The organism is Pseudomonas sp. PDM20 (genome assembly GCF_014852575.3).
Classification (GTDB): Bacteria; Pseudomonadota; Gammaproteobacteria; order Pseudomonadales; family Pseudomonadaceae; genus Pseudomonas.
On sequence record NZ_CM181224.1, the window covers coordinates 1,612,528 to 1,629,376 of the forward strand.

A 16,849-nucleotide genomic window follows, 5' to 3' on the forward strand; every position below is an offset into this window, starting at 1 on the left:
AATTAAAAAAGGCCGCTGCCGAGGGTGATGGCGAGCGGCCTTGGAAAGCGTCAGCTGGCTATCTCCGGCAGCGCGCCGAGCTTGCCGCGGTGATAGACCATCGGGGTGACCTCCTGCTCCGGCAGGATCAGGTTCTTCACCGCGCCGACGATGATTGCGTGATCACCGCCGTCGTACTCGCGCCACAGCTCGCATTCGATGATCGCGGTGGCTTTGGTCAGCAGCGGGTTGCCCAGCTCGCTCAGGCGCCACTCGATGCCCTTGGCCTTGTCCTGGCCCTTCTTGGCAAAGGCGTAGGCCTCGGCCTGTTGGTCGGAACACAGCAGGTGGATGGCGAACTGCTTGCTGTCACGCAGGACCGGGTAGGTGTCCGATTCGTAGTTGGGGCAGAACAGCACCAGCGCCGGGTCGATCGACAGCGCGCTGAACGCGCTGGCGGTGATGCCGACGATCTTGCCGTCGGCGTCCAGGGTAGTGACCACGGTGACGCCGGACGGGAAGGAGCCCATCACTTCTTTGTAGATGCCAGGTTCGATCATCTCGTCGCTCCTCTTAGCGCATCACGAAGGGATCGGGCATGGGCGCTGGCGAGAGGTTGATCCACACCGTCTTCAGCTCGGTGTAGGCCAGCACCGAATCGATGCCGCTCTCGCGGCCGTAGCCGCTGTTGTGGAAGCCGCCGATGGGCGCCATGGCGGACACCGCGCGGTAGGTGTTGACCCAGATGATCCCGCTGCGAACGCCACGGGCCATGCGGTGAGCGCGGCCCAGGTCGCGGGTCCAGATGCCGGCGGCGAGGCCGAACTGGGAGTCGTTGGCCATCGCCAGCGCTTGCGCCTCGTCCTTGAAACGAATGACCGAGGCAACGGGGCCGAAGACTTCTTCCTGCATGATCTTCATCGAGTTGCTGTCGCACTCGAACAGGGTCGGCTCGTAGAACCAGCCCTCGGAGTCGATCGACGGACGCTTGCCGCCCAGGCGCAGGCGGGCGCCTTCGGCAAGGGCGTCGGCCACCAGGCCTTCGACCACGGCGAGCTGCTGCGCGGTGGCCATGGGACCCATCTCGCTCTGCTCGTCCTGCGGGTTGCCGATGCGGATGCGCTGGGCGCGTTCCACCAGGCGGGCGACGAACTCGTCGTAGATCTCGTCCTGCACCAGCAGGCGCGAGCCGGCGACGCAGCTCTGTCCGGAGGCGGCGTAGATGCCGGCCACGGCGCCGTTGATGGCGCTGTCCAGGTCGGCGTCGGCGAAGATGATGTTGGGCGATTTGCCACCCAGCTCCAGCGACAGCTTGGCGAAGTTCTCCGCGCTGCTGCGCACCACGTGGCGCGCGGTGGCGGCGCCGCCGGTGAAGGCGATCTTGCGCACCAGCGGGTGGCGGGTGAGCGCTGCGCCAGTGCTCGGGCCGAAGCCGGTGACCACGTTGACCACACCGGCCGGGAAGCCGGCTTCGGTGGCCAGGCGGGCCAGTTCGAGGATGGTTGCCGAGGCGTGTTCCGAGGGCTTGAGCACGATGGTGTTGCCGGCGGCCAGGGCCGGGGCCAGCTTGATCGCGGTCAGGTACAGCGGGCTGTTCCACGGGATGATCCCGGCGACCACGCCCAGCGGCTCGTGCACGGTGTAGGCGAACAGGTCGGGCTTATCCAGCGGCAGGGTGCCGCCTTCGAGCTTGTCGGCAAGGCCCGCGGTGTAGTGGAAGAACTCCGGCAGGTAGCCGACCTGGCCGCGGGTCTCGCGGATCAGCTTGCCGTTGTCGCGGCTTTCCAGCTGCGCCAGGTGTTCCTTGTTCTCGGCGATCAGATCGCCCAGGCGGCGCAGCAGCTTGCCGCGGGCAGTGGCGGTGAGGCCATGCCAGGCCGGGTCGTTGAAGGCGCGCTGGGCGGCCTGCACGGCGCGCTCGACGTCGGCTTCATCGGCATCGGGGAGTTCGGCCCAGGCTTGCGCGCGGGCGGGGTCGAGGCTCTCGAAGGTCTTGCCGGAAACAGCGTCGACCCACTGGCCATCGATGAACATCTGGAAGCGTGCGAGGGTCATGCGACATTCCCCTGTACGTGATTCTTGGAAACCTGCGCCTGTTGCAGGAAGTCGAGCAGCATCTGGTTGACCAGCCGCGGCGACTCCACCGGCATCATGTGGCGCTGTTCGTCGAGCACCGTCACCTTGGCGCCCGGAATGCGTTCGGCGAGCTCGGTGGCCATCTTCGGCGTCGAGCCCGGGTCCAGCTCCCCGGTGGCGACCAGGGTCGGCACCTTGATGCTGCCCAGATCGTCCACGCGGTACATGTCCTGCGTGGCGAACAGGGTATAGGTAGTCAGATAGCCCTGCGGATCGTTGCTGGCAAGGGTCTGGCGGATTGCGGCGATCTGCGCCGGATTGGCGGCCTGGTACTCGCGGCTGAACCAGCGCGACAGGGCGGCCTCGGCGTTGGCGTCCGGGCCGTGTTCGGCGGCCTGGCGGGTCCGCTCGATCACGCCGGCGCGCTGTTCGGCGCTGCGGTTGAACACGCTGTTCAACACCACAAGGCCGTCCAGGCGCTCGGGGTAGTGCAGGGCGAAGGCCCGCGCCACCAGACCACCCATGGAGAAGCCGATGACCGTGGCACTGGTCACGCCCAGGTGGTCGAGCAGCTCGCGCAGCTGGTCGGCGTAACCGACCAGCCCACAGTCCGGCTGCGGCAGCTGACTCGCGCCATGGCCAAGCATGTCATAGGCGATGACCTGGAAATGCGGGGCCAGACCGACGATCTGGCCGCCCCACATTTCCTTGTTCAGGCCGACGCCGTGGATCAGTACCACGGGGTGGCCCTGGCCGGTCGCCAGGTAACTGGTGCCGGCCGGTGTGCGTTCAGCGGTGAGCCGAATCATGGAGCGCTCCTGCACGGTGTGGATCACTGAGCCTGTTCGGCGGCCAGTTCTTCCAGGTCGATGTAACGGTTGCCGATGCGCGGGTGCAGACGGCCACCGTCGGCGGCGCCCAGGACCACGACGATCTCGTCGGCGCGCGGGGCGTCTTCGATCTGCATTTCCAGGGTGATGTAGTGCGAACGCAGACCTTCGTCGTCCTTGTGCATCATCGGGATCTGGATCGAGGTGCCCGGGCCGCCGCGCTTGTTGGTGAAGCTCAGGTAGCTCTTGGCGTCCACGGCCTGGCGGTAGTGGTTGCCGAAACGCAGGGTGTGGATGACGGCGGAGGCGTGCTCGATCTCGCCATCGGCGCCCACTACGGCAGCTTTGCCGTAGGCCTGGATCTTGTCAGCGCCACCGATGGCGGCGGTCAGGCGCTCGACCATCAGCGCGCCCAGCTCGGAGCAGTGGGCCTTGATCTCGGGCTTGAGGTCTTCGACGAAGCCGCGACCGGCCCACGGGTTCTTGATCACCACGGCCAGGCCGACCATGGTCACCGGGGTGTCGGTGGCCTTGCCGGCTTCGATGAAGGTCTGCTCGCTGTAGGTGACGATCTTGCGAATCTCGAAACTCATGGGTCGCTCCAGTTGTGACTTCGGCTGGGTTGGGGAAGGGATTCGGTATCATGGTATACCATAATACAGTTTGCGCAAGGCGTATTTGCCCTGGGGTCGGAGCGTCCGGAGCCAGCAGTGGCGGGCGGTGCGTGGAAGTGCGGGGAGGGCAGGCGACAGGCGGTCGCAGGGAAAAACCGCCGTTTCGGTGGCTTCGGCGGCGCGGTATCCTTGGCGCCATCAGCCGGCGCGCATGGCGCCGGAGCCTTGTTGGAGAGTCTTCGAGCATGAAACAGGAAATCGCCACCGTGACCGTCAGCGCCGAGCACTGGGGCCGCGAGGCCGAAGCGGTGGACAACGCCCGCGTGACGGTGACCCTCAGCGCGCCGCAGGAGGGTGTGATCGAGGTGAGCTTCAAGGGCCAGCTGGATGCGCCGGAAGAGCCGACCCACGTCTGCGTGACGCTGGAGAACGGGCTTTCCTACTACGGCGAGATTCAGGGCGGCGAGGCGAATGCCGAGGGTGGATCGATTCGCTTCGAAGGCGAGCTGATCGACCTGGAAGGGCTCTAATCCCGTCGTTTCGGCATTCGCGGGAGCGGGCCTGTCCGCGATCAGAGTTGCCACCCACACCGAAATCACACTGATGCACCAACGTAGGATGGCGTGGAGCGCAGCGATACTCATCGATTCTCGCGTGCCGCCAGCATGGGTATCGCAAGCTCCACCCGTCCTACGTAAGCGCTCACCGGGAGAAACGGCACCAAGCGGTTTGCGAGCAAGCTCGCTCCTGCAGTGTGGTTCCGAGCCTGATCGGCTCGCCCAATAAAAAACCGGCCACATAGGCCGGTTTTTCATTGCCTGTGAATTGCCCTCACTGCTGCGGGACCATCCCCTCGATGCGCTTGGCAAAGGCGTTCGCCAGCGGGCCGTCGGCGAGCAGCAGCAGGTAGTCGTGCTCGGACTTGGCCGCCGGCGCGATCTGGTATTTCAGGGTGCCCGAGGCTACCTGGCCGACCACTGGCACGGTCAGGGTGCCGACGCATTCCAGCACGCCGCTGTCCGGGTCCTTGTCGATGATGGCCACGTCCTTCAGCTCAGCCTTGCTCAGCGCGTCGGACTGCGCGGAAAGTGCGCCGGACAGGAAGATCTTCACCAGCTGGTTCTTCACATCGTCCGAGCCGCAGACCTTGGCCTCGTTGCCACCGCAGGCGCTCAGCAGCGCGGCAGTGGCCAGCACGGCCGACAATTTCAATACGTTCATCTATCCACCCTGTGGCGTTCCATGATGGCCATTGGATAGGAAAAGGCCGGAAAAATTCCCTGCCGACAACTCCCGTTTCGCTATCAAGTTGGCGAAACGGGAGTAGGGCAGGACGTCGTCAGACCACGAAGCGCGCCACCATTCCGTTCAGGTCCACGGCGAGGCGCGACAGTTCCTGGCTCGCCGCGCTGGTCTGGGTAGCGCCGGCCGAGGTCTGGGTTGCCAGGTCGCGGATGTTCAGCAGGTTGCGGTCCACCTCGCGGGCGACCTGGGCCTGTTCCTCGGTAGCGCTGGCGATCACCAGGTTGCGCTCGTTGATCAGCGACATGCGCTCGAGGATCACCTGCAGCGACGCGCCGGCCTCGCCCGTGCGGCTGACGGTGCGCTCGGCGTGGGCGGTGCTGCTGAGCAGGGCGGCGACGGTGCGGTCGCTGCCGTTCTGGATGGCCGAGACCAGTTCCTCGATCTCGCGGGTCGAGCTCTGGGTGCGCTGGGCCAGCGAGCGAACCTCATCGGCGACCACCGCGAAGCCGCGCCCGGCCTCGCCGGCGCGGGCAGCTTCGATGGCAGCGTTGAGCGCCAGCAGGTTGGTCTGCTCGGCGACGCTGCGGATCACTTCCAGCACCTTGCCGATGTCCTGCGCCTGGTTCGCCAGCACTTCCGCCTGCTGCGAGGCCTGGCCCACTTCACCGGCCAGGGTACCGATGGCGTTGGAAGTCTCATCGACCCGCTCGCTGCCGCTGCGTGCGGCGTCGATGGCCTCGCGGGAGGCGGCGGAGGTGGAGGCGGCGTTGCTGGCCACTTCCTCCACTGCGCTGGTCATCTGGTTGACGGCAGTGGCGGCCATCTCGATCTGGTCGCTCTGCTGCTGCAGCGCGCGGCTGCTTTCCTCCATCACGCTGTGCATTTCCTCGGCGGCGGAAGCCAGCTGGCTAGCCGAGTTGCCGATGCCGCGGATGGTCTCGCGCAGGCTGTGCTGCATGTCTGCCAGGGCATTGAGCAGTTGCGCCGGCTCGTCGCGGCCCTCGACCGTGAAGCGCTGGCTGAGGTCGCCACTGGCGATGGTCTGCGCTACGCGCACCGCCTGGTTGAGCGGTACGACGATGCTGCGGGTGAGCTGCCAGGCCAGCAGCAGGGTCAGGCCTACGCTCAGCAGCAGTACCGCGCTGACCACCAGCCGGCCGCCCTGGTATTGCTCCACGGCGCGCTGGGCGGCGGCCGCTGCACCATTGCGGTTGAGATCGATCAGCGCGGTGAGGCGCTTGTTCAGTTCGGCACCCTGTTGGGCGATGCTGCCATTGAGGATGTGCAGCGCGCCTTCGTCATCGTTCTGGCGGATCTTCTCCACCAGTTGGTCGACATAGCCCAGGTAGCCGTCCAGCGCCTGGCGCAGCTCGTCGGTGTGCTGCTGCTCCTCGGCGCTGAGGATCAGTCGGTGGTAGTCGGCGAGCACCTTGTCCTTGTCCTGCCGTGCCTCGGCGATCAGCCCCAGGCTGCGTTCGCGGGCGGCGCTGTCGTGGTTGACCAGCAGGCGCATGGATTCCAGGCGGATGCGGGCGATGTCGCCCGACAGCTGGTTCATGTGGTTGATGCTCAGCAGCCAGTTGCTGTCGATCTCTTCGGATGCGGCGCGCAGGGTCGAGAGCTTGTACAGGGAGAACAACCCGAGAAACACCAGGAGCAGGCCCATGACTGCGAAACCCAGGGACGCGCGGCGGCCAATACTCATGCTTCTGAACATCGTGAAATTCCCTTTTCTTCATCCAGTGTGTGGAGCTCTTGGGCTCCGCCATGCGCAGTGATGGCTCCGTGATATTACTGGGCGCCAATTTTTCGCGGCAGTGGCAAAACAGGACTAGCAGACGAAAAACCTGTCCGCTTTTGATGAGGGGATCATTCAGACGAGCGTCAGCCAGGCCAGCACCGCGTAGCGCCCGACCTTGGCGACGGTGACCAGCAGCAGGAAGCGCCACAGTGGCTCGCGCATGACGCCGGCGATCAGCGTCAGCGGGTCGCCGATCACCGGCGCCCAGCTCAGCAGCAACGACCAGCAGCCGAAGCGCCGGTAGTGGCGCTGGGCTTTCTCCAGCGCCGCATCGCTCACCGGGAACCAGCGGCTGCCGTGCCAGCGCTCTATTCCGCGCCCCAGCAGCCAGTTCACCAGGGAGCCGAGCACGTTGCCCAGGCTCGCCGCCAGCAGCAGTGACCACAGCGGGTACTGGTCGCCCAGCAGCAGGCCGACCAGCACGGCTTCCGACTGAAGCGGCAGCAGGGTGGCGGCGACGAAGGCGGAGAGGAAGAGGCCGGCGTGGGCGGCCAGGGCGAGGCTGAGCATCGGGTCGATCGAGGGTGGTTAATGGACTGAGAGAATGAGGAGGATCGGCGTACTAAAAATTCGGAATAAAGAGATGAGGTTCCGGTATGTCCAGATACTATATGTCCTATCTTGCTGAGGACTTGGTAGGAATTTACATTCGCGGCGACTACGCGCCCGAGTGAAAAGTCCGTCGGCACGCCACAACTCTTCTGGGGAACGCTGTGAAGAACTGGACTCTACGCCAACGCATCCTGGCCAGCTTTGCCGTCGTCGTCGCGATCATGCTGCTGATGGTGGTGATTTCCTACACCCGTCTTCTGCGGGTGGAGCACAGCACGCAGCGGGTCAGCGAAGATGCCATGCCCGGCACCTACGCCCTGACCACCGTGCGTTCGGCCTGGACCGACAGCATCCTGCTGACCCAGGTGCTGGTCGGCCTGAGCGACGGCAAGCCCTACGATGAAGCACGCCGGCAGGAGTTCCGCGTTATCCACGATGCGCTGATCGAACGCATCGCGCTCTACGAGCGGACCGTCAACGATTCCCGCGACAAGGAAATTCTCGGCCGCTTCAAGCAGCAGGCGACCGAATACGATGCCCTGCTGGGGCAGGTCCTGCAGCTTTACACCACCGACCGTGACAGCGCCCGGCGTCTGCTGCTGGAACGTCTCGAACCCCTGTGGGAAGACGGTCGCAAGACGCTCAACCAGCTGATTTCGCTGAACAAGGAGATCGCCGACGCGGCTGCCGCCGATATCGTCAGCGAGGTCGCCACCGCCAAGGCGATCATGCTCATCTCGCTGTTGCTGGCCATCGTCGCCGCGGCGGTCTGCGGGCTGCTGCTGATGCGCGCCATCACCGAGCCGGTGCGTCAGGTGGTGAAGGGCCTGCAGGTCATGGGCAGCGGTGATTTCACCACGCGCCTGGCAATGGAGCGCAACGACGAATTCGCGGTGATCGAGACCGGCTTCAACGGCATGGCCGAAGAACTCAAGGGCCTGGTGTCGCAAGCGCAGCGCTCGGCCATCCAGGTGACCACCTCGGTGACCGAGATTGCCGCCACTTCCAAGCAGCAACAGGCCACTGCCACCGAAACCGCCGCCACCACCACCGAGATCGGCGCCACCTCGCGGGAAATCGCCGCCACCTCGCGCGACCTGGTGCGCACCATGACCGAGGTGTCCTCGGCCGCCGAGCAGACTTCCACCCTGGCCGGCTCCGGCCAGCTGGGCCTGGCGCGCATGGAAGAGACCATGCACCACGTGATGGGCGCCGCCGAACTGGTCAACGCGAAGCTGGCGATCCTCAACGAGCGCGCCGGCAACATCAACCAGGTGGTCACCACCATCGTCAAGGTGGCCGACCAGACCAACCTGCTCTCGCTCAACGCCGCCATCGAGGCGGAGAAGGCCGGCGAGTACGGCCGTGGCTTCGCCGTGGTCGCCACCGAAGTGCGCCGCCTGGCCGACCAGACTGCCGTGGCCACCTACGACATTGAGCAGATGGTCCGCGAGATCCAGTCCGCCGTGTCTGCCGGTGTGATGGGCATGGACAAGTTCTCCGAGGAGGTGCGTCGCGGCATCTCGGAAGTCGGCCAGGTCGGCGAGCAGCTCTCGCAGATCATCCAGCAGGTGCAGGCACTCGCGCCGCGCGTGCAGATGGTCAACGAAGGTATGCAGGCCCAGGCCACCGGCGCCGAGCAGATCAACCAGGCGCTGGTGCAGCTCGGCGAGGCCACCGGGCAGACGGTGGAATCCCTGCGCCAGGCCAGCTTCGCCATCGACGAGCTGAACCTCGTGGCCAACGGACTGCGCAATGGCGTCTCCCGCTTCAAGGTCTGACGCCGCCGCGGCGGGCAGGCTGTACCTGCAGTTCCGCCTGGGCGCGGACCGCTATGCGCTGGACGTCCATGACGTCATCGAGGTGCTGCCGGTGCCTGCGCTCAAGCGCGTGCCGGAAGCGCCGGCCTGGGTAGCCGGGCTGTTTCCGCACCGCGGCGAACTGCTGCCGGTGCTGGACATGAGCCAACTGGCCTTCGGGCACAGCGCGCCACGGCGCACCAGCACGCGCCTGGTGCTGGTGCGTTACCGCGCCGCAAGCGAGGGCCCGGAGCAGCGCCTCGGGCTGATCCTCGAGCAGGCGACTCACACCCTGCGCCGTGATCCGGCGGCCTTCCGCGACTACGAACTGGACAACGGCAGCGCCCGCTACCTCGGCCCCGTGCTGGAGGACGAGCAGGGCCTGCTGCAGCGAGTGGGCGTCGATCAGTTGCTCAGCGACGAAGCCCGCGCGCGTCTGCTGCGGGATGCGGGAGGAGCGCCGGCATGACCGATCCGCGCTTCGCCCAGTTGCTCAAGGAACGCATCGGCCTGGATGCCGAGTCGGTCGGCGACGCCGTGATCGAGCGCGCCGTGCGCCAGCGCTGCAACAAGGTCAGCGGTGGTAACGCCGAACATTACTGGATGCAGCTGCAAGGCTCCGCCGAGGAAGTGCAGGCGCTGATCGAGGCGGTGATAGTCCCGGAAACCTGGTTCTTCCGTTACCCCGAATCCTTCGGCGCGCTGGCGGACCTCGCGTCCCGGCGAGTGCTGGAGCTGGCCGGTACCCGGCCGCTGCGCATCCTCAGCCTGCCGTGCTCCACCGGCGAGGAACCGTACTCCATCATCATGGCGTTGCTGGATGCGGGGCTTGCGCCGGCCGCCTTCCAGGTCGACGCGCTGGACGTCAGCCGCGCGGTACTGGAGCGGGCGGAGGAGGGGCGCTACGGGCGCAATTCGTTCCGTGGCTCCAACCTGGCATTCCGTGACCGTTATTTCAGCGCCGACGGCAACGATTACCAACTGGCCGAAACGGTGCGCCGCAAGGTCCGCTTCCGCGTCGGCAACCTGCTCGCGCCGGGCCTGCTGGCTGGCGAAGCACCCTATGACTACGTGTTCTGCCGCAACCTGCTGATCTATTTCGACCGCCCGACCCAGGAGCAGGTGGTGGACGTGCTGCGCCGGCTCGCGCGGCCCGATGGCGTGCTGTTCATCGGCCCGGCCGAGGCCAGCCTGATGTCGCGTATCGGCCTGCGTCCGCTGGGTGTGCCGCAGTCCTTCGCCTTCCCATTGCAGGATGCCGAGCCGGCGCCGCGTGCGGCTCCGCTGAACTGGACGGCGCCCCCGCCGATTCCCCGCCCGGCTCCGCCCAAGCCCGCACCGGTGCGCCCGCGTCCGGCGAGCCAGCCCGGACAGCCGCCCGCTGCTGCCGCCGGCAACGCGCTGGCGGAGATCGCCCGGCTGGCCAATTCCGGGCAGGCCGCCGAAGCGCGCCAACGCTGCGAGGCGCTGCTGGCCGAGAAGGGCCCGAACGCCGAAGCCTTCTACTGGCTCGGCCTGCTGGCCGACGCCCAGGGCCTGGGCAGCGAGGCCCAGGCGTACTACCGCAAGGCCCTGTACCTGCAACCCGATCACCAGGAAAGCCTGCAACACCTGGCCGCGCTGCTCGCGGCCCAGGGCGATGCAGCCGGCGCCCGCCGTCTGCAGGAGCGCGCCGCGCGAGGAGTGAAGCGCAATGGTTGAACGCGCCCCGTCTTACATCGATGGCTCATCCATCGACGATGACCTGCCGACCGTGGATGACTGCTGGAACCGCGTCGGCGTGCGCGGCGACCGCAGCTGCCCGAAGCTGGCCGAGTACATCCATTGCCGTAACTGTCCGGTGCATGCCGCCGCGGCCATCAGCCTGCTGGATCGCTACGCGCTGGGCAGCGAAGGCACGTACCTGGCGCCCGTCGAAGTCGCCGAAGCGGCGGTCGAGGAAGGCCGGCCGCACCTGATCTTCCGCCTTGGCGAGGAGTGGCTGGGCTTGCCCACCCGCGCGCTGGCCGAGGTCGCTCCGGCCTGCGGGGTGCATTCATTGCCGCACCAGCGCTCGCCCGCGCTGCTGGGCGTGGCCAACGTGCGCGGCACGCTGGTGGCGTGCATTTCCCTGGGTGAACTGCTCGGCCTCGACAGCCGCGCGGCCGCCCGCGACGACGCCCGCATCGTGCCGCGCATGCTGATCCTGGCGGCGGTCGGCGGGCCGATCATCTCGCCGGTGGACGAAGTGGACGGCATCCATGAGCTGGACGAGAAGGCCATCGTCGAAGCCTCGTCCCACAGCCACGCCGCCAACGACCGCTTCACCCGTGGGGTGATGCAGTGGCGCAACCGCAGCATCCGCCTGCTCGACCAGGAAGCCCTGCTCGACGCCGCCACCCGGAGCCTCGCATGACCCCGGACCAGATGAAGGACGCGTCGATGCTGGAGCTGTTCCGCCTGGAGGCGGAGGCCCAGACGCAGGTGCTGGTTCACGGCCTGATGGCGCTGGAGCGCAACCCGACCCAGGCCGACCAGCTCGAAGCCTGCATGCGCGCCGCGCACTCGCTCAAGGGCGCCGCGCGGATCGTCGGCCTCGATGCCGGCGTGCAGGTCGCCCACGTCATGGAGGATTGCCTGGTTGGCGCCCAGGAAGGCCGGCTGCTGCTGACCTCCGGGCATATCGACGCGCTGCTGGCCGGCACCGATATCCTCCTGCATATCGCCGACGCCCAGCCCGAGCGCGCCGAACAGGCCCAGCAAGGCGTGCCGGCCATGGTCGAACGCCTGCAGGCGCTGGTTTCCGGAAAGGCCCCGGCGCAGCCGGCACCGTCTGTTCCGGTGCCCGCCGAGCCCGCACCGGTAGCTGTCGAACCACCCGCGCCGGCTCCCGCGGCTCCCGCCGAACGTCCCCAGCGCCGCCGCTCCAGCGACAGCGATGAAGCCGGCGAGCGCGTGCTGCGGGTGACCGCCGAGCGCCTCAACCAGTTGCTCGATTACTCCAGCAAGTCGCTGGTGGAATCCCAGCGCCTGAAGCCGCTGCTCGATTCGCTGCAGCGCCTCAAGCGCATCCAGGCCAGCGCCAGTCGTGTGCTCGACGGCGCCCGCGATGCCGCCAGCACCGCCAATCTCGACGCCGAGGCGCAGGCCTATCTGGCCGACGCTCGCCGTCTGGTCGGTGAGTGCCAGCAACTGCTCAGCGAGCAGATCGCCGAGCTCGACGAATTCAGTTTCAAGGCCGGCCAGCGCGCCCAGTCGCTTTACGACACCGCGCTGTCCTGCCGCATGCGGCCGTTCTCCGACGTGCTCTCCGGGCAGGCGCGGATGGTCCGCGACCTCGGTCGCTCGCTGGGCAAGACCGTGAGCCTGGACATCCAGGGCGCCACCACCCAGGTCGACCGCGACGTGCTGGAGAAGCTCGAGGCGCCGCTCACCCACCTGCTGCGCAATGCCGTCGACCACGGTATCGAGTCCGCCGAAGTGCGTGCCCGCAACGGCAAGCCGGAGGAGGGCACGATCCAGCTGCTGGCCCGCCATCACGCCGGCATGTTGGTGCTGGAACTGCAGGATGACGGCGGCGGTGTCGATCTCGACCGCCTGCGCTCGGCCATCGTGCGCCGCCAGCTGTCCACCGAGGAAACCGTGGCGCGCCTCACCGAGGAAGAGCTGCTGAGCTTCCTGTTCCTGCCCGGCTTCAGCATGCGCGAGCAGGTCACCGAAGTGTCCGGCCGTGGCGTCGGCCTGGACGCCGTGCAGCACATGGTGCGCCAGCTGCGCGGCGGCATCCGCTTGGAACAGGTGCGCGGGCAGGGCGCGCGTTTCCACCTGGAAGTGCCGCTGACGCTGTCCGTGGTGCGCAGCCTGGTCGTCAGCATTGGCGGTGAAGCCTATGCCTTCCCACTGGCGCACATCGAGCGCATGCGCCGTCTGGCGCCGGACGAGATCGTCCAGCTCGAAGGCCGCCAGCAGTTCTGGCACGAGGGCCGGCATGTCGGCCTGGTGTCCGCCAGCCAGCTGTTGCAGCGCCCCGACGGCGAAGCCACGCCCGACGAGATTCCGGTAGTGGTCATCCGCGAACGGGAAAGCGCCTACGGTGTGGCGGTGGAGAAATTCATCGGCGAGCGCACCCTGGTGGTGGTGCCGCTGGATGCCCGGCTGGGCAAGGTGCAGGACGTCTCCGCAGGCGCATTGCTGGACGACGGCACGCCGGTGCTGATCCTCGACGTCGAGGACATGCTGCGCTCGGTGGAAAAACTCCTGGCCACCGGCCGCCTGGAACGCATCGACCCCACCGGCCGCCTTACCGGCCCGGCGCGCAAGCGCGTGCTGGTGGTGGACGACTCGCTCACCGTGCGCGAGCTGGAACGCAAGCTGCTGCTGGGGCGCGGCTATGATGTCGCCGTGGCGGTCGATGGCATGGACGGCTGGAACGCGCTGCGCTCGGAGCATTTCGACCTGGTCATCACCGACATCGACATGCCGCGCATGGACGGTATCGAGCTGGTGACCCTGATCCGCCGCGACACCCGCCTGCAGTCGCTGCCGGTGATGGTGGTGTCCTACAAGGACCGCGAAGAAGACCGGCGGCGCGGGCTCGATGCCGGCGCCGACTATTATCTGGCCAAGGCCAGCTTCCACGACGAGGCCCTGCTGGATGCGGTGGTCGATCTGATCGGAGGAGCCCACGGGTGAAGATAGGGATAGTCAACGACATGCCCCTGGCGGTCGAGGCGATGCGCCGCGCGCTGGCTTTCGAGCCGGCGCACCGCATCGTCTGGGTCGCCGCCAACGGCGCGGAGGCACTGGAGATGTGCGCCGCGCACAAGCCCGACGTGATCCTCATGGACCTGCTGATGCCGGTGATGGATGGCGTCGAGGCGACCCGCCGGATCATGGCCCAGAGCCCCTGCGCGATCATCGTCGTGACGGTGGACCTGGAGCGCAACATGAGCCGCGTGTTCGACGCCATGGGCAATGGCGCGGTGGACGCGGTGAACACGCCGGTCATGGGCACCGGCGACCCCGCTGAAGCGGCACGTCCACTGCTGCGCAAGCTGCAGAACCTGGCCTGGCTCAACGCCCCGCGTGACAGCCGGCCGGCCATCAACGCAGTGCCGGCGCGCAAGGGCAGCGGCGCGCGCAAGCTGATCGCCATCGGCTCTTCGGCCGGCGGCCCGGCGGCACTGGCTGACCTGTTCGCCCGCCTGCCGGAAGATTTCCCCGCCGCCATCGTGGTCGTCCAGCACGTCGACGAAGTCTTCGCCGCCGGCATGGCCGAATGGCTCTCGACCCAGTCGAAGATTCCCGTGCGCCTGGCGCGCAACGGCGAGCCGCCGCAGCCGGGCTGCGTGCTGCTGGCCGGCACCAACCACCATATCCGCCTGCTCAAGGGCGGCGAGCTGGCCTATACCGCCGAACCCAGCAGCCACATCTACCGGCCCTCGATCGACGTGTTCTTCGACAGCGTGGTCGAGTACTGGGTCGGCGACGCCGTCGGTGTGCTGCTCACCGGCATGGGTCGGGACGGCGCCGAGGGCCTGAAACACATGCGCGAACGAGGTTACCTGACCCTGGCCCAGGATCAGGAAAGCAGTGCCGTGTACGGTATGCCCAAGGCTGCGGCGGCGATCGGCGCCGCAGTGGAGATTCGCGCGCTGGGCGACATCGCCCGACGACTCGCTGAGGTCTGCGCCTGAGCGCGGGCTACGGAGCTGATTGCATGACCCCCCTATCCATGAACTCAAGCCAGAGTGACTACCCCGTGACGACCCCAGGCGATACCGCAGTCATGGTGCTGCTGGTGGACGACCAGCCAATGATCGGCGAAGCCGTGCGCCGCGCGCTGGCGGACGACCCCAGCATCGACTTCCACTTCTGCTCCGATCCGCACCAGGCCATCGCCCTGGCGATCCAGATCAAGCCCACGGTGATCCTCCAGGACCTGGTGATGCCCGGCGCCGACGGTCTTTCGCTGGTGCGTGAGTACCGCGCCAATCCGGCGACCCGCGACCTGCCGATCATCGTCCTGTCGACCAAGGAAGACCCGGCGGTGAAGAGCGCGGCGTTCAGTGCCGGCGCCAACGATTACCTGGTCAAGCTGCCCGACGCCATCGAACTGATCGCGCGGGTGCGCTACCACTCGCGCTCCTACCTCGCCCTGCAGCAGCGCGACGAGGCCTACCGCGCCCTGCGCGAGAGCCAGCAGCAGCTGCTGGAAACCAACCTGGTGCTGCAGCGCCTGATGAACTCCGACGGCCTCACCGGGCTGTCCAACCGCCGGCACTTCGACGAGTACCTGGAAATGGAGTGGCGCCGCGCCCTGCGCGAGCAGACCCAGCTGTCGATCCTGTTGATCGACGTGGACCACTTCAAGGCCTACAACGATACCTTCGGCCATGTGCAGGGCGACGAGGCGCTGCGCCAGGTGGCCGGGGCCATCCGCGCCAGCGCCAGCCGCCCCTCTGACCTGCCGGCGCGCTACGGCGGCGAGGAGTTCGTCATGGTCCTGCCCAACACTTCGCCCGGCGGTGCACGCCTGCTGGCGGAGAAGCTGCGGCGCCTGGTGCAGGACCTGAACATCCGCCACGAGCTGCCGACACCGGGTTCGTCGCTGACCATCAGCATCGGCGTGGCGACCCTGATTCCCCAGACCGGGCAGGCCTGCCGCCAGCTCATCGAACTGGCCGACCAGGCGCTCTACAACGCCAAGCACGGCGGGCGCAACCAGGTGGCCATCGCCGGCTGAACGGGCGGGGAGGGCGCGGAAACGGTGAGCGTGCTTTGTCGTAAAGCCTGAAAGGGCGCCGAAAAATCACGTATACTTGTCGGCTTTTCTACGCCCTTTACCCGTGAGAGATGCCCGCCATGGAAATCCAACCGATCCTCAACAGCATCAAGGACCTCTCCGACCGTACCCATTCGATTCGGGGGTATCTTTGACTACGATCTGAAACATGATCGTCTGATCGAAGTAAACCGCGAACTGGAAGACCCGGCGGTCTGGAACAAGCCCGAATACGCCCAGAACCTGGGCCGCGAGCGCGCCATGCTGGCGCAGATCGTCGAGACCCTCGACGAGCTCACCGGCGGTCTGGCCGACTCCCGTGACCTGCTCGACATGGCGGTCGAGGAGAATGACGAGGGCGCCGTCGGCGACGTCGAGGCCGAAGTCCAGCGCCTGCGCGAAATCCTCGAGAAGCTCGAGTTCCGCCGCATGTTCAGCGGCGAGATGGACCCCAACAACGCCTACCTGGACATCCAGGCCGGCTCCGGCGGCACCGAAGCCCAGGACTGGGCCAACATGCTGCTGCGCATGTACCTGCGCTGGGCGGACAAGAATGGCTTCAGCGCCGAGATCGTCGAGCTGTCCGAGGGCGAAGTAGCCGGCATCAAGGGCGCCACCGTGCACATCAAGGGCGAATACGCCTTCGGCTGGCTGCGCACCGAGATCGGCGTGCACCGCCTGGTGCGCAAGAGCCCGTTCGACTCCGGCAACCGTCGCCACACCTCGTTCACCGCGGTGTTCGTGTCGCCGGAAATCGACGACAACATCGAGATCGAGATCAACCCGGCCGACCTGCGCATCGACACCTACCGCTCCTCCGGCGCGGGCGGTCAGCACGTGAACACCACCGACTCCGCGGTGCGTATCACCCACGTGCCGACCAACACCGTGGTGGCGTGCCAGAACGAACGCTCCCAGCACGCCAACAAGGACACCGCCATGAAGATGCTGCGGGCCCGGTTGTACGAGCAGGAGATGCAGAAGCGCACCGCCGCCTCGCAGGCGCTGGAAGACACCAAGTCCGATATCGGCTGGGGTCACCAGATCCGTTCCTACGTGCTCGACCAGTCGCGCATCAAGGACCTGCGTACCGGCGTGGAACGCAGCGATTGCGACAAGGTGCTCGACGGCGACCTGAACGAGTATCTGGAAGCCAGCCTGAAACAAGGCCTGTAACAGCACCCCCTGCG

At 67.0% G+C, this 16,849-nt stretch carries 16 protein-coding genes; 9 read left to right on the plus strand and 7 right to left on the minus strand.

All coding sequences use genetic code 11. The features are described from left to right. Window positions 1–50 precede the first annotated feature (50 nt). Genes IB261_RS07695 through IB261_RS07710 form a run of 4 tightly spaced genes read right to left on the minus strand, consistent with a single transcriptional unit; the run spans window position 51 to window position 3,478 of the window. Window positions 51–539: a flavin reductase family protein gene (locus IB261_RS07695; RefSeq protein WP_081517814.1), complete on the minus strand. Its 489-nt coding sequence runs from the start codon at window positions 537–539 to the stop codon at window positions 51–53. 13 nt (window positions 540–552) lie between these two features. Further along, entirely contained in the window at window positions 553–2,034 is a 1,482-nt protein-coding gene (locus IB261_RS07700) for an aldehyde dehydrogenase (RefSeq protein WP_151186236.1), read from the minus strand. After that, window positions 2,031–2,864 carry an alpha/beta fold hydrolase gene (locus IB261_RS07705; RefSeq protein ID WP_081517816.1) on the minus strand — a complete coding sequence of 278 codons (834 nt, stop codon included), beginning with the start codon at window positions 2,862–2,864 and terminating at the stop codon, window positions 2,031–2,033. Before IB261_RS07705 ends, IB261_RS07700 begins: the two co-directional genes overlap by 4 nt. Before the next feature lie 23 nt (window positions 2,865–2,887). After that, window positions 2,888–3,478, minus strand: coding sequence for an amino acid synthesis family protein (locus IB261_RS07710; protein WP_081517817.1), 591 nt, complete (start codon window positions 3,476–3,478; stop codon window positions 2,888–2,890). A 266-nt stretch (window positions 3,479–3,744) separates the two neighbouring features. Between IB261_RS07710 and IB261_RS07715 the strand changes: the two genes are divergently transcribed. Next, entirely contained in the window at window positions 3,745–4,029 is a 285-nt protein-coding gene (locus tag IB261_RS07715) for a hypothetical protein (RefSeq protein ID WP_192381852.1), read from the plus strand. A 301-nt stretch (window positions 4,030–4,330) separates the two neighbouring features. Here the strand turns inward: IB261_RS07715 and IB261_RS07720 are convergent, their stop codons facing one another. The 3 genes from IB261_RS07720 to IB261_RS07730 form a co-directional block, all read right to left on the minus strand. Continuing rightward, entirely contained in the window at window positions 4,331–4,720 is a 390-nt protein-coding gene (locus IB261_RS07720; protein ID WP_081517819.1) for a hypothetical protein, read from the minus strand. Between the two features lie 118 nt (window positions 4,721–4,838). Next, complete coding sequence (locus tag IB261_RS07725; RefSeq protein ID WP_427871358.1) at window positions 4,839–6,449, minus strand: methyl-accepting chemotaxis protein; 1,611 nt, start codon at window positions 6,447–6,449, stop codon at window positions 4,839–4,841. Window positions 6,450–6,617: 168 nt separating this feature from the next. After that, a complete protein-coding gene (locus IB261_RS07730) occupies window positions 6,618–7,055 on the minus strand; it encodes a YqaA family protein (protein ID WP_192224887.1) in 438 nt (145 codons plus the stop codon). 203 nt (window positions 7,056–7,258) lie between these two features. Here IB261_RS07730 and IB261_RS07735 point away from each other — a divergent pair, with 203 nt between their 5' ends. From IB261_RS07735 to prfB, 8 genes are all read left to right on the plus strand, one after another. After that, window positions 7,259–8,878 carry a methyl-accepting chemotaxis protein gene (locus IB261_RS07735; RefSeq protein WP_192381854.1) on the plus strand — a complete coding sequence of 540 codons (1,620 nt, stop codon included), beginning with the start codon at window positions 7,259–7,261 and terminating at the stop codon, window positions 8,876–8,878. Continuing rightward, the gene (locus IB261_RS07740) at window positions 8,853–9,365 is read left to right on the plus strand and encodes a chemotaxis protein CheW (RefSeq protein ID WP_192381856.1); all 513 of its coding nucleotides are present in this window, start codon (window positions 8,853–8,855) and stop codon (window positions 9,363–9,365) included. The genes IB261_RS07735 and IB261_RS07740 overlap by 26 nt, the downstream gene beginning before the upstream one ends. Beyond that, entirely contained in the window at window positions 9,362–10,597 is a 1,236-nt protein-coding gene (locus IB261_RS07745; protein WP_151186240.1) for a CheR family methyltransferase, read from the plus strand. Before IB261_RS07740 ends, IB261_RS07745 begins: the two co-directional genes overlap by 4 nt. Further along, entirely contained in the window at window positions 10,590–11,291 is a 702-nt protein-coding gene (locus IB261_RS07750; RefSeq protein WP_192381858.1) for a chemotaxis protein CheW, read from the plus strand. Before IB261_RS07745 ends, IB261_RS07750 begins: the two co-directional genes overlap by 8 nt. After that, window positions 11,288–13,567, plus strand: coding sequence for a hybrid sensor histidine kinase/response regulator (locus IB261_RS07755; RefSeq protein WP_192381860.1), 2,280 nt, complete (start codon window positions 11,288–11,290; stop codon window positions 13,565–13,567). Before IB261_RS07750 ends, IB261_RS07755 begins: the two co-directional genes overlap by 4 nt. Further along, a complete protein-coding gene (locus IB261_RS07760) occupies window positions 13,564–14,571 on the plus strand; it encodes a chemotaxis response regulator protein-glutamate methylesterase (protein WP_081517827.1) in 1,008 nt (335 codons plus the stop codon). Before IB261_RS07755 ends, IB261_RS07760 begins: the two co-directional genes overlap by 4 nt. Window positions 14,572–14,609: 38 nt before the next feature. Beyond that, window positions 14,610–15,620 (plus strand): response regulator, encoded by a 1,011-nt coding sequence (locus tag IB261_RS07765; RefSeq protein WP_192382223.1) that lies wholly within the window; start codon window positions 14,610–14,612, stop codon window positions 15,618–15,620. Window positions 15,621–15,739: 119 nt separating this feature from the next. Then, window positions 15,740–16,835 (plus strand): peptide chain release factor 2 gene (prfB, locus tag IB261_RS07770; RefSeq protein ID WP_138212621.1). Its coding sequence is split into 2 segments (ribosomal slippage): window positions 15,740–15,811 and window positions 15,813–16,835, totalling 1,095 coding nucleotides; the frame shifts between segments, so codons are not numbered across the junction. Window positions 16,836–16,849 lie beyond the last annotated feature (14 nt).